Source organism: bacterium, from assembly GCA_030649025.1.
Classification (GTDB): Bacteria; Patescibacteriota; Minisyncoccia; order JAUYLV01; family JAUYLV01; genus JAUSGO01.
The window spans coordinates 1-24,407 of sequence record JAUSGO010000029.1 but is presented as its reverse complement, the minus strand read 5'-3'; the positions used below and the strand labels follow the sequence as shown (position 1 = coordinate 24,407).

The 24,407-nt window shown below is 45.6% G+C and carries 19 protein-coding genes and 1 tRNA gene; 12 read left to right on the top strand and 8 right to left on the bottom strand.

The window, feature by feature from the left end:
* Nucleotides 1–27: 27 nt before the first annotated feature.
* Nucleotides 28–101, top strand: a tRNA-Gln gene (locus tag Q7S09_04245).
* A gap of 6 nt (nucleotides 102–107) precedes the next feature.
* Here Q7S09_04245 and Q7S09_04240 read toward each other — a convergent pair.
* Nucleotides 108–254, bottom strand: coding sequence for a hypothetical protein (locus Q7S09_04240; protein ID MDO8558366.1), 147 nt, complete (start codon nucleotides 252–254; stop codon nucleotides 108–110).
* A 5-nt stretch (nucleotides 255–259) separates the two neighbouring features.
* Between Q7S09_04240 and Q7S09_04235 the strand changes: the two genes are divergently transcribed.
* Nucleotides 260–1,786, top strand: a complete 1,527-nt coding sequence (locus tag Q7S09_04235) for a RelA/SpoT domain-containing protein (GenBank protein ID MDO8558365.1) — start codon at nucleotides 260–262, stop codon at nucleotides 1,784–1,786.
* A 10-nt stretch (nucleotides 1,787–1,796) separates the two neighbouring features.
* Complete coding sequence (locus Q7S09_04230) at nucleotides 1,797–2,642, top strand: hypothetical protein (protein ID MDO8558364.1); 846 nt, start codon at nucleotides 1,797–1,799, stop codon at nucleotides 2,640–2,642.
* Between the two features lie 27 nt (nucleotides 2,643–2,669).
* Here Q7S09_04230 and Q7S09_04225 read toward each other — a convergent pair whose 3' ends face one another.
* The 4 genes from Q7S09_04225 to Q7S09_04210 all read right to left on the bottom strand — a co-directional run bounded on the left by Q7S09_04225 (nucleotide 2,670) and on the right by Q7S09_04210 (nucleotide 7,460).
* Complete coding sequence (locus Q7S09_04225) at nucleotides 2,670–4,013, bottom strand: recombinase family protein (protein ID MDO8558363.1); 1,344 nt, start codon at nucleotides 4,011–4,013, stop codon at nucleotides 2,670–2,672.
* An 88-nt stretch (nucleotides 4,014–4,101) separates the two neighbouring features.
* Nucleotides 4,102–5,679: a hypothetical protein gene (locus Q7S09_04220; GenBank protein ID MDO8558362.1), complete on the bottom strand. Its 1,578-nt coding sequence runs from the start codon at nucleotides 5,677–5,679 to the stop codon at nucleotides 4,102–4,104.
* Nucleotides 5,636–6,112 carry a hypothetical protein gene (locus Q7S09_04215; GenBank protein ID MDO8558361.1) on the bottom strand — a complete coding sequence of 159 codons (477 nt, stop codon included), beginning with the start codon at nucleotides 6,110–6,112 and terminating at the stop codon, nucleotides 5,636–5,638. The genes Q7S09_04220 and Q7S09_04215 overlap by 44 nt, the downstream gene beginning before the upstream one ends.
* A complete protein-coding gene (locus tag Q7S09_04210; GenBank protein MDO8558360.1) occupies nucleotides 6,099–7,460 on the bottom strand; it encodes a ParB N-terminal domain-containing protein in 1,362 nt (453 codons plus the stop codon). Before Q7S09_04210 ends, Q7S09_04215 begins: the two co-directional genes overlap by 14 nt.
* A gap of 623 nt (nucleotides 7,461–8,083) precedes the next feature.
* Between Q7S09_04210 and Q7S09_04205 the strand changes: the two genes are divergently transcribed.
* Nucleotides 8,084–8,821, top strand: a complete 738-nt coding sequence (locus Q7S09_04205) for a DUF4352 domain-containing protein (protein ID MDO8558359.1) — start codon at nucleotides 8,084–8,086, stop codon at nucleotides 8,819–8,821.
* Between the two features lie 501 nt (nucleotides 8,822–9,322).
* Complete coding sequence (locus Q7S09_04200) at nucleotides 9,323–11,890, top strand: hypothetical protein (GenBank protein ID MDO8558358.1); 2,568 nt, start codon at nucleotides 9,323–9,325, stop codon at nucleotides 11,888–11,890.
* On the opposite strand, the gene Q7S09_04195 is transcribed toward Q7S09_04200, so the two are convergent.
* Nucleotides 11,887–13,200 carry a DNA methyltransferase gene (locus Q7S09_04195; GenBank protein ID MDO8558357.1) on the bottom strand — a complete coding sequence of 438 codons (1,314 nt, stop codon included), beginning with the start codon at nucleotides 13,198–13,200 and terminating at the stop codon, nucleotides 11,887–11,889. The genes Q7S09_04200 and Q7S09_04195 overlap by 4 nt on opposite strands.
* 203 nt (nucleotides 13,201–13,403) lie before the next feature.
* Here Q7S09_04195 and Q7S09_04190 point away from each other — a divergent pair, with 203 nt between their 5' ends.
* The 3 genes from Q7S09_04190 (at nucleotide 13,404) to Q7S09_04180 (ending at nucleotide 17,886) form a co-directional block, all read left to right on the top strand.
* Nucleotides 13,404–15,101 (top strand): TIGR04141 family sporadically distributed protein, encoded by a 1,698-nt coding sequence (locus Q7S09_04190; GenBank protein ID MDO8558356.1) that lies wholly within the window; start codon nucleotides 13,404–13,406, stop codon nucleotides 15,099–15,101.
* 213 nt (nucleotides 15,102–15,314) lie between these two features.
* On the top strand, nucleotides 15,315–16,490 hold the full coding sequence (locus tag Q7S09_04185) for a hypothetical protein (protein MDO8558355.1): 1,176 nt from the start codon (nucleotides 15,315–15,317) through the stop codon (nucleotides 16,488–16,490).
* Between the two features lies 1 nt (nucleotide 16,491).
* Entirely contained in the window at nucleotides 16,492–17,886 is a 1,395-nt protein-coding gene (locus Q7S09_04180; GenBank protein ID MDO8558354.1) for a hypothetical protein, read from the top strand.
* A 118-nt stretch (nucleotides 17,887–18,004) separates the two neighbouring features.
* On the opposite strand, the gene Q7S09_04175 is transcribed toward Q7S09_04180, so the two are convergent.
* On the bottom strand, nucleotides 18,005–18,373 hold the full coding sequence (locus Q7S09_04175; protein MDO8558353.1) for a hypothetical protein: 369 nt from the start codon (nucleotides 18,371–18,373) through the stop codon (nucleotides 18,005–18,007).
* 610 nt (nucleotides 18,374–18,983) lie between these two features.
* Between Q7S09_04175 and Q7S09_04170 the strand changes: the two genes are divergently transcribed.
* Both Q7S09_04170 and Q7S09_04165 read left to right on the top strand, forming a co-directional pair.
* The gene (locus Q7S09_04170) at nucleotides 18,984–19,994 is read left to right on the top strand and encodes a PD-(D/E)XK nuclease family protein (protein ID MDO8558352.1); all 1,011 of its coding nucleotides are present in this window, start codon (nucleotides 18,984–18,986) and stop codon (nucleotides 19,992–19,994) included.
* Nucleotides 19,995–20,030: 36 nt separating this feature from the next.
* Nucleotides 20,031–20,543 carry a hypothetical protein gene (locus tag Q7S09_04165; GenBank protein ID MDO8558351.1) on the top strand — a complete coding sequence of 171 codons (513 nt, stop codon included), beginning with the start codon at nucleotides 20,031–20,033 and terminating at the stop codon, nucleotides 20,541–20,543.
* 91 nt (nucleotides 20,544–20,634) lie between these two features.
* On the opposite strand, the gene Q7S09_04160 is transcribed toward Q7S09_04165, so the two are convergent.
* Nucleotides 20,635–20,838, bottom strand: a complete 204-nt coding sequence (locus tag Q7S09_04160; GenBank protein ID MDO8558350.1) for a hypothetical protein — start codon at nucleotides 20,836–20,838, stop codon at nucleotides 20,635–20,637.
* Here Q7S09_04160 and Q7S09_04155 point away from each other — a divergent pair.
* Together Q7S09_04155 and Q7S09_04150 are read left to right on the top strand one after the other, a co-directional pair.
* The gene (locus tag Q7S09_04155) at nucleotides 20,837–22,003 is read left to right on the top strand and encodes a PAS domain-containing sensor histidine kinase (GenBank protein MDO8558349.1); all 1,167 of its coding nucleotides are present in this window, start codon (nucleotides 20,837–20,839) and stop codon (nucleotides 22,001–22,003) included. The two genes, Q7S09_04160 and Q7S09_04155, sit on opposite strands and share 2 nt — an antisense overlap.
* 525 nt (nucleotides 22,004–22,528) lie before the next feature.
* On the top strand, nucleotides 22,529–24,407 hold a 1,879-nt coding region (locus tag Q7S09_04150; protein MDO8558348.1), incomplete at its 3' end, for a hypothetical protein.

The window sequence follows — 24,407 nt, the reverse complement described above, 5'->3', positions numbered from 1 at the left end:
ATTTTCGAGAGTTTTGAAAATTAATATTGCGGGGTCGTCTAATGGTAGGACAGCGGCCTTTGAAGCCGTGAACGAAGGTTCGAATCCTTCCCCCGCAGCCACTCAGTTCACCCGACCGTAGTGGGTGGTTGCGTCATGAGGCGCGATCCGTCAAGGACGCGCTTCGTGCCCGCAGCTTCGGAGAGGAACCGCAAAACCGCCGATTCTTCGGCGGTTTTGTGATTGCGCGATTTTTTATGTAGTGGTAGTGTCAAATATTATGAGCGCAGAAGACGAACTACAAGTTTATGAACCGTATTATAACTCCTTTAAAGACGAGGTACTTGCGTTGTTATTGGAGCTTCGCGAACAACACAAAACAACTGTCGATATTTATGATATTGACTGGCGAGTAAAAAGCGCTCCCTCGATAGAACATAAAATCACAAGCTCTAATGGAAAGTTTGCAAGACTTACCGATTTACAGGACATTGTTGGTGCTCGGGTTATTTGCCATTGTATCAGCGATACCGATCGATTTGATGCCATACTAAATGAAGAATTGGCAAAAAAGTATTCGGATATTGATAGACAACCGCGTTCTGGCAAGAGCGGCTACAGAGGCATACATTATATTATCAAAAAAGACTTTGTAATCAATGGCCGGAAAGAAATTCTTTTTTGCGAAATTCAACTACGAACTGTTTTACAGGATGCGTGGGCCATTCAGTCGCACCTGTATAACTATAAAAGAAAAGCTGAGGGAGATGCTGATATTCTTTCGCAAGTTGTTTCCGGAATTTTAAACAACTGCGAAAACCTATGGGAATTAGTTAAGAAAAGCACAAAAGGAAAGGAAGATGTCGGAAGCAATGAAGTAAGTATGATTTATGAGGACATATCAGATAAAGTCATCTCTGTCGGTAGAGTTTCCGCCGTCGAAGGTATTGAAAAGTTGATTTCCTCCAATAAGTCAGTTGAAGTTGACGATTTCCTAGACGCTGAAACTCAACACATTAAAAAAGTATGGGATGAAGCCCATGCCAAGGCAGCCTCCCCAGAACAGGCAGTGGGAATATTGGAGGAAATGGAGTTGGCGATGAATCCGATTATTTCCGTCGGCTTACTTGCTATTAAACATGAGAAAATAAACATCCTGCGCAGGGTATTAGACAAGTTTGGGCCCATAATTTCATTCGCCGATAGAAAAGACGGATACACCGTTATTCTCTCTGTCCCATCGGCTTCAGTTCATAACGCATATTATTATTTAGCAATTCATGCGCTACTCAAATTAAGTGGCGCGGCTATACACTTGCTACTAAATTATAAAGTTGAGCGCGACCATAATGGGCGTCTTTATTATTTTAGAGTTTGGGAAAGCGGGGCTATTTTTGCGCCCGAAGTTGTCCATGGTGCGGAAAAAATGTTTAATCGATTGAAGGAAGACTTCGCGAAGAATGACCTTATTAAGAAGTTCATTGCTGTGGATACAGATGAATTTCTTAGTCTGGCTTGTCAGTTTAACATGCTGTTTTGTCTTAAGGCGGTTGCTGAGGAGGAGGCCGAAGGGAAAAAACCATGGGCATATCCAAACTTTGGCAGATTTTATGCAAATCGTATTTCAAAGTTTATCGAGAGGATAAAAAACAGGGAAGACTTCAAAAAGTTTATCGAAGAGGCGATGGATGAAAAGCTCGAGGTTTTTGCAGACAAATTCAATGGTAGAATTGGTACACTAGCAGAACGCGGTTTGGGATCCGGGTATTTTTGGGAATCAATAAAAAAGTGGGAAAATGAAAGATGATAGAATGTCTATGACCAAAAAGGAAAGAGATATCTTGAAAGCTGTTGTGGTTGATCGTCCTCAAGGACTATTTTCTCCAGCAGACTTGATCAATGGAATCGCTCAGCACGACAGACGTGCGGTTGAGAATTTGGTTGCTAGAGGTTATCTGGAAGAGGTGCCCCAGGATCAACTAGGTCATGACCACTCCTATTCGATTAATTTCTACAGAGCGACAGAAAAAGGATTGACGGTCTTCGCTCCCTTCTATCAGAGAGCCTGGTTTGGTCTCAAGAACAATACTTCGCTTTACGTTGGGATCAGTTCCATTGTTTTTGGCATTCTGACGATCAGCATATCCACCTTTGTTTCTCGACAGACAATCCAAAATGCCCTCGAAGCAAATAAAATTAATAAGCAGACGGCAGATTTTGAATATGAAAACGCCCAGCCATTCCTGATAATAACCGGCGGCAACGAAGATGCCACCGAGGTTAAAATCCGGAACGCTGGTGGCGGGCCGGCCAAGAACATATTTTTTCTCAAACACTACATGAATGCGAGCGGGACAAGCATTTTTGTGTTAACGAAGAATTCTGATATTAAACTTGGACTAGCTTCTGGGCAAGAAGGAAACATTAATTTGAACGAACGCTTTATGGACCGCTTCGACTCTAAAGAAGATGTGCTTCGGAGGGTTGCGTGTATCCCGCAGAGTCTACTACGGAACGAGCCAAAGAATTGGATGATTGCTTTTTACGAAAATATTAGAGGCGAAAAGCTGGCAAGTAAATTTAGCGGGTTAGGCGGTTTATATACCGAGGCTGTTGATTTTTTGAAGCTATCTTCGTGCCAAATAAAACCTCGAGAACTTTGAGTTCCCGAGACGCAACGCAACGATTGTTTATTCCAGCGCAATCCTTCGATCCTTCAGGATTAGTCGATCTTTGAGGTGTGCGAGGACATCTCGTTTTTCTTGTGTGGTGCCGGTGTTCAATACGTGCTTTGCGTAGTTTTTTAGATCCACATCCCGAAGGTGGATTTTTTGCGCCTCCGCACCAAGCATCGCTTGGAATTTGTTATGCCGTTCGATATCTTCCCGCAGATTCTTGCGAAGGCCTAGCGCATCCATGCTCATGTTGTCTATAAGCGCCATAAGCTGCACGATCAGATCTTCTTCTCTCAGGTAGGCGATTGGGCAGTCCAGGTTCTTGGTTCTCGTGCAGCCGTAGTAGATGTAGGTTGCCGTACCGCCGTTTTTGAGTTGCTTGTGTTTTTCTTGGGCGGTTATGCCCGCTCCGCAAAGCCCGCATTTCATGAGCCGCGTGAAGGCAAAGTCCTTAGACATGTATCGGAACTCGCTCTCGCGCTTCATAACCTCCTGTGCCCGCTGGAATATCTCTTTGGATGTCAGCGGTTCATGCTTGCCCACATACCATTTGCCCGTACCAGCAGGGTATTGGAATTCGCCCATGTAGAAACTGGTCCGGAGTATCTTCTGTACCGAACTTAGCCAGATCGTCCCATTGTTTACCGTTTTGAATCCGATTTCATGCAGCCAGCGGTACACCTTTCTACCGCTCCAGCCATCGTTACCAACCTTCTCAAACATTTGCGTCACGATAGGCCCGCGCACGGGGTCTATAATTACATAGCCTTTTCGGTCGGTTCGCATCTCATTGAGGTAGCCGGTCATCGCAGGAGCTGGCCATAGTCCCATCTCGCACTTGGCGCGAAGGCCCCGTTTTACATTCAGGCCCTTTTGGTCGTTCTCCAGCTTACCCTGCGCCCCCACGATCATCAGCATGAATTTCTCGTTTGGATTGTTCGTGAACCGCTGCGTGTGCGTGCGCACCTCAATCAAGAGTTTATTGTCGAGAAGATCGATGATCTGCGAAAAATCTAAAGAGTTCCTAGCGAGGCGATCCGGGGCCCACGTTACCACCCCATTAAATTTCCCTGCGCGTATCTCTCTTATCATCTCGTTGAACACGGAGCGCTCTCCGGCGTTCTTGGCCGAATGCGCCTCCCGTTTTATTTCAACGATAGAAAGGCCGTCTCGTTGCGCGAGTTCCAACATTTCCTTTACCTGACTGTCGATGCTCATAACCTGCCTCTCGCTGCTCTCGTCGGAGCTCTTCCGCGCATAGAGGCAGTAACGGATGAGCGGCGGAGGGGCCTCGTTCGACCCGCGAGACCCCTCTAGAACACCAGCAATACTACGCGTCATGGGTTGTGCTTTGTCCATAGCCTTGAAGTTAATGGTTATTCTCCAAGGACAAGGAATGACGCAAAGCCCCAAGGAAGTCCAGACCCCAAAAGACCCCCAAAATGCCTCAATAACTGTTCATGCGTTGTTCATTTGCTTCTCGATACAGCCGTAGTTCATGCTCGTGATGCGCGCGCTCATTCTCCTCGTCTGCAGTTTCTTTCTTTGCGGCATAGTTCTTTTTCGGATCAAACATCGAAGCCACGCCGCTTAGAACCGCAAATGCCGGTTGTGCTTCGATCCGTCCCCATAGGTTCAGCGCGTTTACCACCAACGCATCCGCCAGATCGTCGTGTTTCTCCACGCCGAAGCCAGTCATCTCTTCGATAAGCCTCTCATGGCCCTTTCTGGCGAATAGGATCTTGGCTGTCTTAATGAGGCTCGTGATGCCTGCCAGCCGCGCACGCTTGTCTTTGCCAGCGATTGAAACTTCCTCGGCTTGAACCCCAAGACGCGCCAGCATCTGAGGAAGCGACCGCTGAGTGCCGGCCTGTTCGACGAGAACCCGACAGGGCTTAGGCGCTTCGTTATAGAGTTGTATAATCCTGTCCACCACATCGGGGAACTCCATGCGTTCGTTTACCGGGAACGGCTCCAAGTAAAGACGCATGTCCGCGCCGTAACCATGTACCCTTGCTGTAACGAGAGCCGTATAATCAGCGGACTCTTTTTCGGTGACAGCCAGATCAACCCCGATCACGGTTTCCCGAAAGTTCGTGCCAATAAGAGGCGGCAAGTTGTCGTAATAGTGTATCCATTCCTGATACACCACGCGGCCTTGGTCCGGAATGATCTTCAACATGAATTCGCGCAGCCAGGCGTTCTGGTCGCCAACGGTCCGCCGCAATTCGTCTATTTCTTTCTCCGACGGGAATTTGCCCGGCCAGGCAATATGCTCGTCGTCATCCACCAACGGATACATCTTGCAAATGCCGTTCATGGAACCGTTCACAATGGCGTTTTTGATGCGCATGAGAGCGGAATCTTCATGTAACAAGTTCCCGACGAAAATGAACTTGGTATTTCGATCTCCGACGGGTAAGATGTCGCCAATAATCCACTGGTGTATCTTGTCCCGTCCTTCGCGGGTTTTCACCGAGGCAAGATCTTCGCAATCGTCTATAACGACAAGATCCGGCCGGTAATGGCCGTGCCGGAGTCCGCGTATGGATTGCTCGCTCGAAGCCGCCATGATACGTGCGCCATAACGGGTAAGGTTGAGCGCGAATGCACCCCATTCATCCTTTTCTTCCTGAAAAGGTCCCAGGTCCTTTTTCAAGAGTTCATTACCTTCCAGTTGCTGGCGAATGTTCGCTAGGTGCTGCCGCGCCTGAGTGCGGGTTTGGGCGAGAATGACCACGAACTTCTTTTGCGGTCGACCCATGACCGCCCATAGCGGAAATGATGTGGTCATGATGGTGCTCTTGCCGGAGTTGCGGAAGGCGATCACCGCCGCATTCTTGATGCGATCGTCCTGTGTCAGGTTGAACATCTCCTTCTGGAACGGAGCTATCTCGTACATCTCTGGAATGGCGATATACGTGTAGAAGAACCAGACATGGCTCATACGCGCGATGGCGCGGCGCACCATGCCGTCTTTCTTAAACCAATTCATCACCCTCGGGTTTTGGGTTAACGCTTTCATGATTTTTTTCCGGCTCGGGATCCATGCCCGCAAGCGACGCCAATTTCAGCGCAGCTTGCACAGCGGATTCCTGTTCCGGGGTTAAGGATTCGTTAATGCTTTTTACGCTTCCGCTTATTTCCACCTTCGTGCTGTATTTTGCCCGATGCGCCCGTAACCACATGGAAATTGCCGGGATGTTGCGGTCCTTGATGAGCGCAATGAGCTGTGTTTCGGACATATCGGAGATGAAATCTTCCCCGTGCGCTATGGCATCGTCCGCCGCTTTTGCGAACTCCGGGTCATCCTTACGGTAGCGGTAGTAAGACGCTCGGCCTATGCCCACCTCCCTGCATGCCGCTTCAATAATGGGAAGCTTACGGAGCTTATCGAGCATGTGTTCTTTGTTTTTATCTTGCCGTACTTCCGGCACGGTCTTGTCACTTGTTTCCATGGATCTTGTGGGCTTTTAACCCGGTTAATTTTTCCCAGCGTTTTCTAATAACCTCAGCATAGACGGGCGACTTTTCCATGAGGTAACACCGCCGTTTCAGTTTTTCCGCAGCGATCAATGTCGACCCGCTTCCCCCGAACGGTTCGATCACAATGTCTCCGCGCACGGTTAAAACCTTCATGTACGGAACGAGAATTTCTATGGGCTTCGTGCCGAAGATTATTCCTTGGCCTGAACTTTTCTCGTCCGCGGCTTTGAATTCTATGAAATCCGTCGGACATATCTTTTTGCCTTTTTCATAACTCTCCCAGTGCGGTTTCCCCGAGGTTGCATATAAAGCCGCCTCGTATTCGTTCTGCAACAATTCATCCTCTTCCGGCTCGTCATTCAGTTCCACGTTCCCGCCAGTACCTACAATGGCGATGTCGCCCTTATTGAAGAACTTATACTTCGCCGCGAAGCCCTGCGTTCGATTAGGAAGATGCCAGAATATGGTGCCCCGATACTTCCAATGCTTTTCCAACTCATTCCACAGTGCCCGCAGATTCTTTGGATGCTCGTAGGCAATAATGGAAAAGTCCGGCTTCTGCACTTTTGCGACGTTCGTCATCCATAACTCTACAAAGTTGTCCGGCAGGGATTCTGTTTCCAGGTATCGACGGTCGCGCTTCAGGCCAAAGCCGGTCGTGGCTTTGCCGTGGCGCTTTTTACCATGCAGATAATCAAGCAGATATGGCTGGTCAGTAAAGCACATATCGGCTTTCTCACCGTTCATAAGCTTAAGTACGTCCGCTTCGATGGTGCTGTCGCCGCACATGAGGCGGTGATCGCCGAGCTGCCACACAGCGCCTTTCCGTATTTCGATCTGCGCGATGTCGAGTTTCCGGAGTTCCTTCTCAAGGTCAAACACCTCCGGGTTCTCATCAATGCCAAAAACCTCATCAAGTTCCTCTGAACTGAAACCAATACCCGCAAGGAACGACTCGTCAAACTCCGCAAGCAAATTCCAGTCGAATTCACCGGTGTTACGGTTAAGCCGGAGATTGAGCTCCTTTTCTTTTTCCGGGTCGGATATTTTCACGAAGACGACGGGTACCTCGGTAATGCCCATCTTCTTTGCCGTCTCCCAACGGAAATGTCCGCCGATAATGATATTCTCGCGTCCAAGTGCGGCATTTACGATCAGTGGGTCGACCATCCCGAATCGCGTAATGCTTTCTCGCAGTTGTGCGGCTGCCGTCTCATCCCACTTGCGCGGGTTATACGGAGCGGGACGCAGGGAATCGATTGGCACGTATTTGACGGCCAGCCGCCCTCCATCGTCGCTCCGAAGTGTTTCGTTTTGCATAACGAAAAAGTTAATAGTAATGCGCCCGCAAACCAAAAACCGAGACACATCGTCTCGGCATTTGAAAAAATCCAAACAGCAGAGCCGATGACTATGCATCGTCTTTACTGTCTGGAGTTTTTCTGTCTCGTCAGCGCTTTGGCATACTTGCTGCGCTGGCAATTCAGCACTTTCCCAAACGCACAGGTCCGCACACTTAAATTTATCGACAAACGCACGCCTTAGTGGCGCGGAACTTGTGCCCAATTTTTACCGGTTTGCAAGATACTTCTACTACCAGTATAACACCGTGACGAAGAGCGTCAACGGGTGTTGCGCGGCCTCAACAAGCGTCCGGACTGGTTTTTTAGAAAATCGCACAACAAAAACACTTTTGAGAAAAAAGTCTATGCGACTCTATAAAACTCCAGAAGAATCCGCCGGAGAGTTATCCCCAACTCGCTTCGCGGATTTCAAAAAGCGAGCTAAGGGATGAGAGAAGGCCGTTTCTGTGCTACAATATCCTTAACAACTTAATTGCCTAAACCCATCGGGAAACCGGAGGGCATGGCACAAAGAATCCTCTCATCGATACCAAACTCCACGTTTGGCCAACTTCGATGAGAGGTCATGCCCGAAAGGGTATGGAGCCGCAAGGCTCAGGTCAGCGTGGAGTTTTGTGTTTAGATAGCCACATATTATCAATATTATTACATATGACCGATAATCCAATTCCACCCGCATCAGTTCCACCAGTGATCAACGCAACAATAAAAGGCGTCCTAATATTATTCGCAATTGGTCTCGTAATTTTTGTGGGTATAACAGTATTTTTGGAGAGTGAGTCGCCTTCAGTGCCCACATCATTGCCTTTGCAAAAATACGCTGCAACGGTTCCGGTGACTACGCCAGTAAGCAGCACAATGCCTACGGCGTTCTACGGTGAGAGGGTCGAGCTTGTCAGCTCCGGGCGGGCAGAGCAATTTGCAATAGGAAAAGTTTATATTATCATCTCCTCGCCGGAGGAATATGTCAGCAACAGCCCGTTCTTTCAACCCGGAAGCGGTCAAAAGTTTGTAGCCGTACTGGTGAAATTTGAAAATGTTTCTGAGAAGGTATTTGGAGAAGACGTTGGCAGGTTTGCACTGGTCGATGCGGCAAGATTCCATTATCGCGCTGGTTCAGTTGGAAAGGATCCGGGCTTAGATTTCGAACGGTTGAATCCGGGCGAGACGGCGCGGGGCTATGTTACTGCGATCGTTCCCAAAGAAGCGGATTTAAAAACACTAGATGTTCATTTTGAGCTACATGGAGCTGGTCTTGCTGTAGATTTCAAGCAGCCCGCAATCGACTCTCAACCGACAGACGCCCAAGCACGATAAGTAAGCAAGTCTTTATAAGAGATGTATGTGTTGACAGATTTGCGTGGGAAAAGTTACCAAAAACGACTATTCTAAGTAGGTAAATTGCTGATTTAGCCCCACCCCTTTCAGCCCACCCACCCCTATTGACACCAGTATTACCCGTGATATACTCCACCATAGTATTTAAATTATTATTTACTAAATACTATGACAAAGAATACAGAAAATCGCTCGGAAAGATTTAAGAGGTTAGCTGAAAAGCGCACTAGGCGCGTTTTAAACAACATCAGGGTCTTATCGAACTTGTCCAATAAAGGACTCTATGATTACACTCCTGAACAAACTAGGAGGGTTTTTAGCGCCATGAAAGACGCAATCGCCAAGGCCGAAGCACGTTTTAGGGGGGAGGCTAGAGAAGAAGTTGAGTTCAAGCTTTAATTCTTTCTAAGGATAAGTATAGCGAGTGGTTGAAAAGATTAATAAAATGATAAATGCTATTAAATTTCAGTTTTCAAATCCATGAATTATAAACAAAGCAAGACATTATTACTCGGGCTTTTAGCGTGTAAAACTTCTGATGAGGTTGAGCAGGTTTTGGCACACGACCCACTCGCAACCCAGTGGGAATGGTTGCCCTATGGAGGACGCACTAACAATGTTGGCATCGTAGAGGGCCAGATGCATGAACCCGACAACGCGCTAATGGAGAAAATTACTAATTCGATAGATGCCATCCTTATGCGTCGGTGCTATGAGGAAGGCATAGACCCACGGGATAAAACAAAAGCGCCACAATCCATGACAGAAGCCATCGAAAAGTTCTTTGGGGGTAAAGAAAAATTACGAGAAAAGCGATCTGAGTTTGGAAAAGAGTGGCTCAGGTTAACAGCTGAAGGGAAAAAGGATCGCCCAACGATCACAATCATTGACAAGGGTGAGGGACAGCAGCCGAATATGATTAAAAAAACTATTCTCAGCTTGAGTGAGAATAATAAAGAAAATATACCCTTTGTATACGGCACCTATAATCAAGGGGGCTCGAGTCCGCTTGGATATGCAGGGAAGCCGGCTTCCTATGATTACAATTATCTTCAACTGATTCTATGCAGACGGCCTGACACGATAAAGGACAGGGAAAGGGCGAGTAACTATAACCATTATGGATTCTCGCTTGTTAGAAAAAGGTTTGATCATGGGGCGCGCAAATTCACGTATGAATATTTTGCAGAAAAAGATACCAAAGAGATATTTTCGTTCCCTCAGGACGAACCCATTAAGATTGATGATTACGTATTTACCGAGGGTTGTCTTGTAAAACTTTTTGATTATCAGCTACCACAGCGTGGCAATATTGTTTTCAGGGGTTTAAACGAATTCATTGAGAAGAAACTACCCGATGCGCCGCTACCAATTTATATGAAGGAGCTGAGAGACTATGGGGGCGGCATTGAATATACAATATTTGGTCTACGAGAAAAACTTTTGAGAAAAAAAACGATTCTGCGCGATGGATATCCCCAAAGATTACCCGTTGATCTCGGCGAGATTGGAAAGCGGGAGATTGAAGTATTCGTTCTGAAGCATAAGGTGCAGGTCGAGGAGAATCTCAGCTCCTATCTCGAGCAGCAGGAGAAAATATTTTTTATCAAGGATGGCCTGGTATTACATACAGAAAATGTGTCGTGGTTACGGAATGAGTGTGATTTGGTAGATCTTTCGCCTTATCTTTTTGCGTTTGTAGATATATCCAATATAAATCCGCCAATTGCCCAAATGCTTCATTCGGGGCGTGAAAAGTTCAAGAATAATGAAACAACCAAGTTGGCACTTGAAAGATTAAAGATGTTCTTGGGCAATGAAACATTTAAGGAAATTGACAAAGAGTATGCTCGTCTCGCTTTCAGCTCGGAAAACTCATTCAAGGATGAGGTTTTGAGAAAGCAGCTGATGAAAGATATCGAGAAGCAGCCGGAGCTGAGAGAGTTATTTGATCTCGGTAATGACCTACCGACCAAAGAAGAAAAGGGCCCAGAGGACACCGCTCCATATGAGGGCACATACCTCCCGGAAAAGTTTGAACTTCTAGGGCCGGATCCCCGAGAAGTTTGCGAGGGTTCATTCGGCAAGGTCACATTTGAAACTGGTGCAGACGAAAGACTCTTTGAGAGGATAGATGATCGTGGCGAGTATGATTGGGAGAATGCAGAAAAATTTCAAGTGACTTTTTCTTCTTACAAAAGGGGGAAGATTACTTTCCGGATAGATTCTGCAACAAGGGTTACTGCGCCCGAAGAAGAAGCAGTTTTATTTCATTTGAGAGTACCGTCAAAAGGTATTGCATTTAGTCGTGCGGTCACCTTTTCTCTTAAAGAAAAGGTACCATATGTCGGAAGTAAATTTCCCTCATTTTTTACTCCCGAAAAAGAGATTATTGAAATTCCGTTAGGCGAAACACGTAAGATGAATTTGGCCACGGATGTTGAGAATGAATATTTTGATCGTGAAAAATCACCTGGCAGGATTGAGCTAGAAGTCCGTAAAGACCTTGAATTTAGTAAGCCAAAATTAAAGGACGGAATTTTAACAATAAAAGCGAGATTCCTTGAGGATCAAATCAGAGAGGTCGATCCCATAAAATTCAAGGTTAGCGATGAAGCTGGTCATACCTTTGAAATCAATATACCTGCGAAGATTGTACCCCCCGAGGGAGATCCGTCTCTCAATTTGCCAAAAATCCTTACAGTGGAGCGTGGTGAGTGGAATAACGATACTCCTGCGTGGGATGAAAATTGCGTATCACGCATTCCATCCTGGCGGGAACTGAAAAGCATAAAGATAAATCTCGATTCGCGACCATTTGACGAGTTAAAGAAAATAGCTGTTGCAGACAGGGAAGCCGCAAGAGATCTCTTGATTAAGCAAGTTTACATCAATTCCATTTGGATGTTCCTCGAGTTCAGAAATCTGGATGTTACAGCCGGGAGCGGAGAAAATAAATATCCCGACCAAAAGGACGAGATATTTGAGCGAGGAATGCGGGCTGCGTCTAAAATTATAATTCAGAACATTAAGAAGTTTCTTCGTTAGACCTTCTCCATAACTAGGATGTATTCAAATTGGTAAACTCGTTTCTTACCCGGGTTTGAGTGTGATGTAAAATGCCCGCTTTTAGGATCGCGCCAAGGAGTGATCATTTTATTGGTAATTTCCCGCTTAATAAATTCTAAGGGCCGAAAACCAATATTTTGCATTTGCTCTGTAGCAACTTCTGAATTACTGATTTCGATACCGCATAAGTTGGTGTCTCCAATAATGACACAAGCCCTTCCGCCTCTTTTTAATATGCGGAACATCTCATTAAATGATTTATTCATATCAAGAAAATAGTGTGTCACTCCTTTTGCAACACTGAAATCTCGTTGGAAAAGTTTTTTAACAATCCCGTCTCCAATATCACTATTGAGATCCCCGTCCCTTCTAATTTTACGAATACTTGATCCGATGAACTTCTTGCGGAATCCGTTATAATCTTTTATATGGCGACCCCATTTTTTGAAGAAATGTTTGTCATTACCGAACCAAAGAAGTGACAGCTGGTGAAGATCAGCATATTCATACGATGTTACATAGGGCGGCGATGTAATGATCAAATCAATGCCATGGTCTTGGAGGGGCAGTCTTTTTGTGGAGTCTGCTATACGCATTTTGGCAGGAGTGTCTAAACGGCCAGCTTCTTTCAGTAGGAAAAAAAAGGAGTTATTCCGTTTTATCATGAACTGCAAATGTTTCCTAAAAACATCTATGGGTTTGGGAGGAATTTTTTCTGGATCCACCTGGGGTTTAATGCTCTTCATGAGCCAGTGGGAGCAGTTCTTGAGAATGTGCGAGAATGCACACAGATAAAATCTCCTTACGTTATAATCTTTCAGAGACTTAATCGCCGAGTATATTACGTTGAGTTCTTCTATCGTTGTCTTGCTGAACCAGTGATATAAACGCTCATTAGTTATAGAGAATTCCGCAGGCCTGAGCTGAATATACCGTTCAAATTTCTTCAAACTATTTTCAAGGGTCTTGGGATAAATCGGAGTAATTTTTACTTGGGATATAAGCTTTGCCACTGGATTAATGTCGAAGCCGTAACTTTTTCGGCCACTAATCTTGGCCTCTACAAGAGTCGTCCCACATCCGCCAAAAGGGTCCACAACAACATCACCCGGTTCTGTATAATCTTCGATCAACTTTTTTACAATATTGGGAATGAATTTTGCTGGATATCGGTGATATCCATGTGTAATATAATTTGTCTCAGATCTTCCACTATTGGCAAAAGCCCACTCTGGGGAGGGTTTGAGGCGATCAAGATCAACAAGGGTTTTGGTTTGGGTAGCCAGCATATGCTCTAGTACCATTATATCAACTTTCCGGAGGCTTATCCATTAAGGTTGTCCCCAATCCTACTTTGCCCATATGTGATGGCGGAGAACCGATGAAGGTTTTGGAGGTAAGATAAATATACAGAAAAGGCGGAATATTTATAAAGTTCCTAGGTAGGGCTCTCTTCCCTGGGAGCTTTGAATTTATGAAGGTTTGTGGTAATTTGAACTTTCATGCCAGCCTCGCAAAAGCAGCTCCGCTTGGAAGTAAAAATATCCATCTCGGTAAATTTTATAAAATGCCTCGCCGCCGACAACCCACAGATTCAATTTATAATCTAAAAATCTTTCTCCTGAAAGATGGCTTCGGCGATCCCGAAAGTATTTTTAAAACTCCTCGCTCTCTCCATCATAAAAACATTGAAGGAGTTGGAACCCTATTTTATAGTGTCTCGCACACATCTTCGCCTGGATGGCTGTCTCTGTTCTCTTCACGTCTACAGGGAGATGAGTTGCGAAAACTTTTTAACGCTAGCACCCGCGCTGTTTTACTTATTAAACAAGGGGGCAGATCATTTGCGCTTACCTTTGGTTATGGTAGGTACTTAATAAAGGAGGGTGTATGCGAATCCAGATTTGGGTTAAAAGTCATACTGAATACAGTCAACCACGAATCGCTGCGCAGTATTGATAAAGTATCCATCGGATCTGTCCCGATGCATTCGAGAGACCAATTGAGTCGAAGTGGAGCGCCAAGGGATTTTGGACTTAATTTTGACGAAGACTTGATCCAGGCGGTTACGGGTACGCCAAAAACTGGCTATACTATGCTCGGAGAAACTGTATCCGGTAGTGATGTATTATCAATATCCATTCCTTGTACCCTGGAAAGCATCAAGCCGCTCCTTGCAGAATGCCTGACAAAATCGGCATCAACGGACTACCGAGAAAATTTCTCCTGGGTGGATCAGGTCAATGAGATTGATGATAAAATGCAAAAAGAGGAACTTGACGAAGTCTTGATTCAAAAAATGCGTGGCGGCGAGACAGACAATATTTGGCTGGCAGTGCCAGAAATAATAGAATGGGCAGACGTATCTGGGTTCAAGTATAGCCGACGTGATAATGCTTTGATATTTCACGATCTTTCCCTCGCAGAATTTTTTAATACCGTTAGTGACCCGGCTTCAATATCTACTGATCTCCTGAAACAGCGACAAATAACGTGCCTAAGAACAAGTAACGAGGCTGCAAGTTTGGAGTGGTCTGCATTTCAGTGTCTATATGCGGAAATTGATCATGGGGGCAATAAATTTATTTTAACAAATAAAGGTTGGTATAAAGTCGATCAGGACTTTGTGAAAAAAATTGACGAAGCATATCATGCGGTTCCCACGTCAGCCATCGACTTTCCTGATTATATAGTTGATAGATTCGCTGGGAGAGGGGAAAACAAGGGCGAAAGAGGTTACAACCGACATTTTTGCGACCAAGATCGCGTCAACCGTGTCCTGCTTGACGGCGAGTTAATTCGATACGGCGGAGGGTACAGTAGTTTCGAATTCTGCGATATTTATACGAAGAGTAAGAAGATAGTCCATGTGAAAAGGTATGGCGGCTCAAGCTCTCTAAGCCACCTGTTTCAGCAAGGATACGCCTCGGGCGAGCTATTTAAACAGGAGGAATTTCGCAGGAAGGTCAATGGATTATTACCGGATGGCTTCAAACTTGCGGAAGTAGGAAGAGAGTTAGCTCAAGGCGAGTATGAAGTTATTTTCGTAGTCATAAATAACTCGGCAAGGGAATTGGACCTTCCCTTCTTTAGCAAGGTAACGCTGCGCTCAGCTGTACAACGACTCCGGGGCCTTGGATATCAGGTGGCGCTAAATAGAGTCAGGTCCGCCAAAATAATGGGTGCATGAAATAGAGTCGGCAACACGGCCTAGTACAATTGCGGGAATCTGCTTTATGTCGTTTAATTAACGGGATGACTAGAAAACCTTTAAAAAAATCACTTCATTCCAAAGAGACAAGCCTTATGCTAAAAAGGCAACCCATTTTCGCAGTACATAGCGGGAGACGAGTTGTTTCATCACTAATTAGAACCAGCTGCTTTATGCGGGATAATAAACAATATGAATAGATATTCAACGATATTAAATAAAAAATTGCATAAAGACAGAAGATATTTGTCAGCAGGATTGGTCGTCGTTGCTGTGCTTATTTCTCTGAATCTTTTTCTGCGGTTTAGCCAAAATTCTCCCTGGTTTGATAATTTTTCCAATTTCATTAATCAGACTCTTTATCAAAAAGATCCCGCAACCGTTGCTCAAAAATCAAAATTAATCAAAGAGTTGAAGCAACCTGAAAGTGAGGTTAATAGTCTTACTAAACTAGAGGCATCAAAAATAATAGATCGACTTTTAAATCCCGAAAAATATTCTAAGCCGTACCAGTTCTGGTCGGACATTAAAGCTAAGATCATTACCAATACATGGATCTACATTTTCTTCATCCTGCTTGTAGTTGGAATGGCTTGGTATTACGGGGGCCAGAAGTCATTTGTCCTAATTGCTACCATTCTTAGTACGACCTACTTTTTTTATGATATTATATCTCTTTTTTCATTCTCGTTTTTTGTACAGGGTTTAGCGGCACTTAGTTTTTCAGCCATTTTATATGCTTTACCGTTCGAATCGCCGATTGATAAAAGGGAGGAGAGAATACATGAGTATGAAATGAGTATACACGGCTATGAAGAGAAGGTTATTGGGCTAGAGTCTTATATTAATCAATTACGAAAAGATACGAGTGACAAACAAGAACTTATTGCTGTGCTTGAGCACGAGAAGCAACAGGCGATTAGAGGGCGAACCGAGGCAATCCGAGCAAAGGAAGAAATGCAGGGATATAAAGAAAGGGGACGCGGTTTAAAAATAGGAGTATTTGGGGATAGCGACATCGATGATAATGATATCATTAAAGTCATTATGACAACCCTGGCATCCCAAGGGATAGTTATCGAGAAGAAAGATATCCAAATAATCGAAACGGATTATGGGAAAATGACAAACGCTGGTCCAAAAGCATTCATTCAAAATGAACGATACGAGAAAAAATGGCTTATACTGGGTCCTCATCCGCATAAAATTGAAGAATTTCCACATGGAATCGAGCGGTTTATCACGGATAATGAAGATTGGTGTCATACTAAGTATAAACAATGCCTAGACTCTTCGGGCACTACTCTGAAAGCCATCAATAAAAATAATCTGGCTAAGGCAGTAAGCGTGCTAGGCGCAGAGGAATAACATGGATAGTACGATATTTGTATTGAATAAGTCCCTGCTTCAATCGGAGGTCGGCAGGATCGCAGACGAGATTGCCAAACTTCTCCAACCAGAAGGTTATGTCCGAAAGGGCAGGGGAAGCAAATTTACCTATCCAGAAGGCGACCATTTCATCGGCCTCTCTTTTTGCTTTGAGTTGCGCCCGCGGGACACTCTAATATTATTAGAAATCTCGAAGTTCTTTGAAGATCCGAACAAAATACCGCCAAAGTTAACGAAAGATGAGATTAGTAATTTAGCGGAAAGATTTCTCAAAATAGTAAAGCGCCAAATCCCCATAGCGCCTTTTGTTATCCGGGGTTTGCCCAAAAGTACTTGCGACAGGATTGAATATGTACTTGGAGAGAACAAATTATTTGGAGCAAACCTTATTTTGAAAAACGGCATCAGGCGGCTAAAAATTCCTACAGCGGTCCATATCTATTATTTTGAAGAAGATGCGCAAGTCGTGCCTGGGGTTTATGAAAAGTTGCGTTGGACCTTCCGCGGATTTAAGATCACAATAAAGATTGATACTCAGAAATTCACTGGCAAGATTGGTGCTGGCGGAATCAACTGCCTACTTATTAAGCCCAATTCGGATAATGCGTGGCTTGAAGGCATCTTAAAAATAATTGAAGGCGAGGATCTCTTAATATTTGACTACGATAAGCTGGGTGACGGAAAAAAATGGGCAAACATTGTTTGTCAGATATTAGCAAAAAATGGTTCGGAGATTTGGCAAGTGCATAATTTAGATACCAAGACCGTTTTTGTTGGAATAGACCTTGGCCATGACCATGCGCGCCGGCTTTCCAGATTGTGTTGCACCTTTTTTAACGGAAACGGGACTGAATTTAGGAGGGGAAAGATTCTAAAGATTGTCGGACTTAACGAAAAAATGAGTGAGGTGCAATTGACCAAGGAAATCCAGGCGAAACTCGACATCATTAATAAACATTACGAGTTTCAAAACCTGGTTATTCATAAAGATGGCAGGGTACTTGAAAATCCCGAGAAAGTTTACGAACTTTTGAAAGGGCAGAACAAGAGCGTGTCCATCATGGAGGTCATAAAATCAAATTCGGCTTTCGTTTTCGACCTTGGGGAAGGAGAGTGTCTTGACTTTGGCACCTTCCGCCTCCTGCAAACTATTAGACCTGATTATCAGGGCACTGTTGCTCGGCCGCTGAAAACCAAGCTTCTGAAATCAGACCAGGATGCTAATTTGCTTATGAATCAGATCTATCAGCTCTCAAAAGTGTATGCGCAAGATTCGATCTATGGACAAAGGCGGCTTCCTGTCACCACATACATCGCCGATATTTTTTCATCATTCTTTCTTTCCAAGAAACTCGCCGCATTTAACAGAAAATAAATACCTTAAGATTCAATGGGCCGGTGACGTGGAGTTTTGTTTTTAGCTTAGGTGCATATGATCACCTCCGAAAAACAACTCAAACCCGAATCCGCTGATTTCTACGACCATAGAAAATTCACCAAATTGTATCTTGTTTATATCGAACATCAACGATATCAAGTGGGTGGAATTCCACCCGCGTGTTTATTTTCAATTTCTTGAATCCGATAGGATCTTCAAAAACATAGCCTGACCAAAGGATCCCAGATTCCTTATTGGTTAATTGCACCCATTGAGCCTCCCTGATGTCGGGCTCCGAAAATATAAGTTTCACAAAATCTCCACTTTTTGAGCTTTGTATTCGCTCTGGGGACGGTAGTTTAGAGTTCGATTGCAATCCCGGCCGCAAGATTGAATAGTGCGGAGATGGTAGTTTACGAACCGGTGTAATTTCGCGAGAATTTTCCCAAATAATTTTAGCTTCTTCCCCGGTAAAGATTCGCATATTACTTAGTTAAGAAATTATACTGATGATCACGCAACATGCTTTCGTAAAGCATGTTTTGCCGTTCGATTCTGATAATTCGCCAGAATTTATTTTTCCGGTACCGAGGCGAACGACCACGCCGCGAACGGTGTTCGCGGTGCGCCTGGTGACCAAGTTCTTTATATAGAGTTTTAATGCGTCGTGCAGGCATAAATATGCAAATTAACGAATAACTTTCGTCATATAAATATCCCAACGCCGCCAACTTGCGTTAGCGGTACCACTTTCTTATTCAGTTGCATTGCGAGTTATGTTTTCTCTACTACTATCACTACCATTGTCACCGTCACTTACACTTTCTTGTCCGATTACTTTTTACACCACAAACTTTTTCTAAAATCTGCGCCAAAAAAAATTTTACTTAGCCAAGGTTAGCAAATTATTTATTCGTTGTCAATCGTTATTCCGTGTTACCAAAGTTAAAGACCATCTCAAATCGTTAAGCGGTGGATTGCGCGGTTATAGAAAGTCTTCATGGCCGGGAGTTATTTGCTCTTACGTGTTTACATAGTTGTAGGAAATCATGGATCGCTTGCCAGAGTAGCCAGAACAAAGCTATTGTTAACTAGTGCTGGTAGACAACATATTCAAGCTGGTCAATAAGTTTGCTGCGGAAGAAGACCAACTCTCCGCCAATTTCGGCTTCATTCTGAAAAACGACACGAAGATACTCGACGCCTTTTTTAAAACGATCCGCGTATCTGCCAGCTTGAAAGACATGCGTCACACCGATATCGAAACCCAGGTTTCTTACGATTCTGGTAAAAGCCGCATCGATATCCAGATGACCGTGCCAGAAAAATATCTGATCTTTTTGGAATCTAAAATTGTGGCAACGAAAATAGATACGATTTTCCGGCAATTAAAAAAATACAGAAAAATACTCGAGAGCAGACGAGCGGACTACCACGCTGTGCGGCTCGTCTACGTGTGCAGGAACCCCATGAGTCCGAAGGAAATCCGCCTTTTACGAAAGCGGCTGAAACTGCGGGAAGACGAGTTTTTCTTCTTCTCGTGGGAGGATCTTTTACGACTCGCCAGCCGGTTTAAGCAAAAAGAATTAGCCAAATTATTCGCAGAATATATGGGAGACTCGATGTACAATAAAAAATATATTCGGGAACAGAAGATAAAAAGCATGGCCGATGTTCTTGTTATTTTCACCAACCAACATTTCTGGGAAATGACGAAACAAAAATACATCGCGGTGCAAAAAAACGGTACACTTGATGCGCATTATGTTGCATTCCTGCGCACTCATCGCGACGGGAATAAGCGAAGCGCAATCACTCATATTGCCGAAGTAGAATATACAGAAACCAATATACCAAGAAAGAATATGCTTATCGGCCTGCCCTTAAAAGTGAAAAAGGAGCACTTGGAACATATGAAAAAGCGCGGAATCGACTCGAGCGGGACGCACAAGCATTACGTGCTAAAAAAGGGATCGCTAGTGCAATTAGCTCATGAAATTCCGCATTTTGGTAATAAAGGAATGTTGAATTTCAAAACTTCTTTGGGAGAATTGCTACGAGCTCATACGACTCGGGACATCCGTGTGCTTAGTAAGATAAAGTAGGTTCGCGTCCACTTCGGACCGCGCTTGCCTCATTTTATGATGGAACTTACGAAAGAAAACCTCGTTGCCTATGCAGCGCACTACGATAGCGATGCAAGGGTCAGCGATAAAACGGAAGAGGATGCGTTGAAAAGTATTTTGGTTGTACAAAGGTATCTCACGAAGGATCAGTTCGTTAGAGTCGGAATTTGGAAGTCGCCGCGACAGAAGAAGCGCTATAAAAGCAACGATGATGTAACAGTGAGGGAAATAACTGCGTTCAGCTTCTCGGCTAAAACCGAGCAGGCAAGATTGGGTGCTTTGCTCGCGCTGGAAGGCGTTTCCTTTCCTGTAGCGTCAGTTATATTGCATTTTGCCTTTCCCGAACGCTATCCAATCCTCGATTTCCGAGCTCTTTGGTCACTCGGCTGGGAGTTACCGAAGAGTTACAACTTCAGATTCTGGGCCAAGTATTGTGACAAGATTCGCTCAATCGCAATGGAAAGTAGCCTTTCGATCCGGACGGTAGACAAAGCTCTCTGGCAGTACTCTAAGAAAAATCAGAAATGAGACAGTGTGCTGCCTCATAAAAGGAGACGAATCTCTTGAGATGTCCAGAATGAGACACGCCATACATGCCCGTTCCGTGTCTCAAAGTGTCTCATATCGCATAACCAAGCCCCGACCTGAGAGCCCCGTGAGACACGCCTCCTGGACCTTCCAATAAGCCCTCAACGGCCTCATACTTACGGGTACTAGCCATCAGCGTCCAGCACCAGTCGGCGCGTTGTCGAGCTAGGCCGGAGGGTCTACGTAATCTCTCCCCGATGACCCGACCCTTGCTCCAGGTTAAAATAAAAATCATGAAGAGAAAACACGAAACACGCATTATAAAAGCCGGCACTGATGCAGCAGCTAAAGCCGGCGGGCTACTTTTGAATGAGCTCGCGTATGTCGTAAATAAAACCCCGATATGCATTAAGCTGTTTGATGAAACGGGTCGCCTCCGATTTATCAATCAGCATGGCGCGGAGGAACATTTCTTGAGAACTGCCGAAGAAATTAGGGACTGGGATTATCTTTCTAGCGTCGATTCGGAATTTATAGAGGAGGTTAAAGCGGCTATGCTGGCAGCATTCAAAGGAGAAGCGAGAGAAGTGGAATTTAAACATGCGCCCGGTACGTCCGCGAATGAATGGTGCCAGGGCTATATCTTGCCTTTGAAAAATAACAGCGGCAAGACGATTGGCGTATTATTCTCTTCTCTCGATGCTACAGGGCGCAAAAAAGCCGTTGAGAAGATCGAGAAACTAGAGAAGGCCAAGAACGAATTCATTTCTATCGCGGCGCATCAATTACAGACACCCATCGCAGCCCTGCGTGGTTATTCCAGTCTTTTATTGGACAACAAAGAAAAATTCGTACCAGAGCACCAAGAATCCATTGCGGCCATCGCACAAGCCGCAAGCAACATGAGCGACCTGGTGAATTTCCTTTTAAAAATTGTTCGTGCTGAAGGCGATGCGGTCAAATTCAATCTCGCACCCGTCGATCTATTGGAGATTACACAGGAAGTGGTCCGCTTACTTCGACCAGAAATTAATGCCAAGTCGCAACGCGTAGAAATAAGCAAACATCCCGATATATTTCCAAAGGTCATTACGAACCATGAAGCCGTGAAGCAGGTTGTCCAGAATCTTCTATCAAACGCTGTGAGATATTCGCCGCCTAAAAGCGTCATTCACGTTTTACTGTCCTTAGTGAATGACGAGGCGCAGTATTCGGTCAAAGATCAAGGAATCGGCATACCGAAAAACGAGCAATCGAAAATATTCGAAAAATTTTACCGAGCGAGTAATGCCAAGGCCGAAGTGCCGTACGGCACCGGTTTAGGATTGTCCCTTACAAAATCGTTCGTTGAAGCATGTGGTGGCAAAATTTGGTTTGAATCAGAAGAAAACGGAGGTACTGTTTTTTATATAACCTTGCCCATCGTGGAAAAACGGAAGGCCGGCATCGAAACAAAATAAACATCGGCGGTAAGGCTTTCTTATATTAACCCGGCCGAGACTGGTCGGCCGATCTCTTAAATCGGCGGCAAAGGGACCTTATGCCGATTGCAAGATTACGGTACTAGACCCGGGAGTGCGGCTGCCCTATGCTAAAGACTGACTCCCATGGACCTCCTTTCCCATCATGGCATACCGGCTGAGCGCCGTATTCAAGAGCAGAAAACAGGGACCCCGACTCAAATCCAGCCACCGCTGTCAGACTCCCTTCCCCGAGTTTCCCCCTTGCCGGGGCTTTTTTGTTTCCATAATTTATACAACATTCCCTTGTCCGAGCTGAAGCGAGGGCTGGCCTGGCCTGTCTTGCGCCGTGCTTTGTGTTTAGGGAGGATAACCTGTATTATTAATATATAGAAACAAGAGAGGCCCTAGAGACCCCAAAGACATAATCGGGGTTATTTGTTTTATGAAAACGGAGCAATGACGATAAGCGCTCTTACCCGTATCACTTATTAAGTATTAAATTTTAAAGGTAATTATCATTTTATGAAACAAAAATACGCCTTGAGTCCCGGACTTACATTGCCGATGGCCATAAGCTTCTTTGCCTTACTAGGTCTCGGTCTGGTCGGTTTTTCGTCGGCGGCGTCCGGTCCCGGCGATTATGTCAAAACGACGTACGAGCCGGCCGTATTCAGCAAGACTGCGATAGTCGGTGGGGAGACTTTTTTCGTCACCATCAAAACCAAGGGCACCTGTGTTCAAGCCCTTCCCAAGCCGACATCAGCGATGCGGTTTTCGTACCGCTATACGGCTAAAAGCGGTACGAGCAGCCAACCGCTGGTACTCAATGCGTTCTTCGGCGTCAAGATAGAACCGTATCCGTTGACGGTAGGGCAAACGTACGTGACTTCAAACGGCGTGCCACTCGTGTTCCCTGCCGGAAGCAAACCGGGCGACTATATGATTATCGAGGAAATGACCGGCGCCGAAACGAAAGCTCCGGAGATTGGCTGGCAGAATGTTTTTGATGCTTCCAGACCTCCCGAACCGCGGGCGTTGGGAGTGGTGAAATATTTTCCCGTGAGTCCGACTGTCATTCCTTCGCCGTCGCTTTCGCCTACGCCTACTCCAACACCCACGCCTACACCGGCGGTGTGCACTAACCTTACATTTGTGAGCGGCTCTGTTTTCCCGGCTTCTGTCCCGGCTGGAGGACCTTACGCGGTTAAATGCAATTATGGCGCGAATGTCGACTCTATTAATCTAATGGTTGGTTCTGGAAATTGTTCTTTCGTCTCATATTCTCCCGGCACAACGATAGCTAATTTTAATTGTAGTGCCGGAGCCGTTTCCGGTACTTACGCCAACTACTGTGCCATTACCAAGGACACCAGTAGCAATAATTGCGCCAGGCGAGACGCCATCAATGGTCTTACGGTCATCGCACCCACTCCAACTCCGCGTCCAACTCTAACTCCAACACCCACGCCCACTCCCACGCCGAAACCGACTCCCACGCCTACGATAACCCCAACCCCAACGCCTACTTCAGAAGTGAGCGCCTACAGCCCCGCAGAAGATATTGCGCTCAATAAATCCGGAAAGGGATTTCCCAATTCTTTGGAGTCCGACAAAGGATGGGGCGGAGGAACAAAACCTTGGGAGATAATTGACGGGACGCGGACCTACCCCGATTGGCAGAAAGGGCTCGCCTTTACCGGGGGAAAGACCAGCTATATTGCATCCTGCGGATGGAGACAGGCGACCATAAACTTCGGCGAACCCAAAGCCTTCCAGGCGGTGACGGTCTGGTATCACGGGATTGACCAAGTCCCCAATACCTACAAGATACAGCACTGGGATGGCGCAAGCTGGGTTGATATATTCTCCACCGACAATGGGCATGCCTATTTGAAGTACCCGGCAGATGCCTCCGGAAAATGGTGGATGGGCTGGTCAACGCCCACGGAAAACACCTTTGCCCCAGTAATTTCCAGCAAAGTGAGGTTAACGTTCAACAACTGCGATATTACGCACGGATGGATATATGAGTTTGAGGTATATGGCGCTCCAACCCCAACCCCAACTCCTACGCCATCTCCTTCAGCGGCAGTTTGTCCCGGTGTTTGCGTCTCCAGTGCGCAATTTTGCCCCTCGGGCACTATCGGTCAGGGAACTAATAGCTGTGCGCCTGCACAAAGCTGTCATCGGTGCGGATTTCTGTGGCTAAGGCAATGCTGTTCCGATATTCCTCAACTCTGTTGTGCGCCCGCCCCTACACTTCCGCCCACTCCCACGCCTACCCCAACCCCAACTCCTACGCCATCTCCTTCAGCGGCAGTTTGTCCCGGTGTTTGCGTCTCCAGTGCGCAATTTTGCCCCTCGGGCACTATCGGTCAGGGAACTAATAGCTGTGCGCCTG

Excerpts from the sequence above, each read along its gene's own strand:
- Q7S09_04225 (MDO8558363.1), bottom strand. The coding sequence starts at position 4,013 with ATGGACAAAGCACAACCCATGACGCGTAGTATTGCTGGTGTTCTAGAG.
- Q7S09_04195 (MDO8558357.1), bottom strand. The coding sequence starts at position 13,200 with ATGCTGGCTACCCAAACCAAAACCCTTGTTGATCTTGATCGCCTCAAA.
- Q7S09_04185 (MDO8558355.1), top strand. The coding sequence starts at position 15,315 with ATGAATAGATATTCAACGATATTAAATAAAAAATTGCATAAAGACAGA.
- Q7S09_04210 (MDO8558360.1), bottom strand. The coding sequence starts at position 7,460 with ATGCAAAACGAAACACTTCGGAGCGACGATGGAGGGCGGCTGGCCGTC.
- Q7S09_04230 (MDO8558364.1), top strand. The coding sequence starts at position 1,797 with ATGACCAAAAAGGAAAGAGATATCTTGAAAGCTGTTGTGGTTGATCGT.
- Q7S09_04235 (MDO8558365.1), top strand. The coding sequence starts at position 260 with ATGAGCGCAGAAGACGAACTACAAGTTTATGAACCGTATTATAACTCC.
- Q7S09_04205 (MDO8558359.1), top strand. The coding sequence starts at position 8,084 with ATGGAGCCGCAAGGCTCAGGTCAGCGTGGAGTTTTGTGTTTAGATAGC.
- Q7S09_04175 (MDO8558353.1), bottom strand. The coding sequence starts at position 18,373 with ATGCGAATCTTTACCGGGGAAGAAGCTAAAATTATTTGGGAAAATTCT.
- Q7S09_04200 (MDO8558358.1), top strand. The coding sequence starts at position 9,323 with ATGAATTATAAACAAAGCAAGACATTATTACTCGGGCTTTTAGCGTGT.
- Q7S09_04180 (MDO8558354.1), top strand. The coding sequence starts at position 16,492 with ATGGATAGTACGATATTTGTATTGAATAAGTCCCTGCTTCAATCGGAG.
- Q7S09_04215 (MDO8558361.1), bottom strand. The coding sequence starts at position 6,112 with ATGGAAACAAGTGACAAGACCGTGCCGGAAGTACGGCAAGATAAAAAC.
- Q7S09_04155 (MDO8558349.1), top strand. The coding sequence starts at position 20,837 with ATGAAGAGAAAACACGAAACACGCATTATAAAAGCCGGCACTGATGCA.
- Q7S09_04165 (MDO8558351.1), top strand. The coding sequence starts at position 20,031 with ATGATGGAACTTACGAAAGAAAACCTCGTTGCCTATGCAGCGCACTAC.
- Q7S09_04160 (MDO8558350.1), bottom strand. The coding sequence starts at position 20,838 with ATGATTTTTATTTTAACCTGGAGCAAGGGTCGGGTCATCGGGGAGAGA.
- Q7S09_04220 (MDO8558362.1), bottom strand. The coding sequence starts at position 5,679 with ATGAAAGCGTTAACCCAAAACCCGAGGGTGATGAATTGGTTTAAGAAA.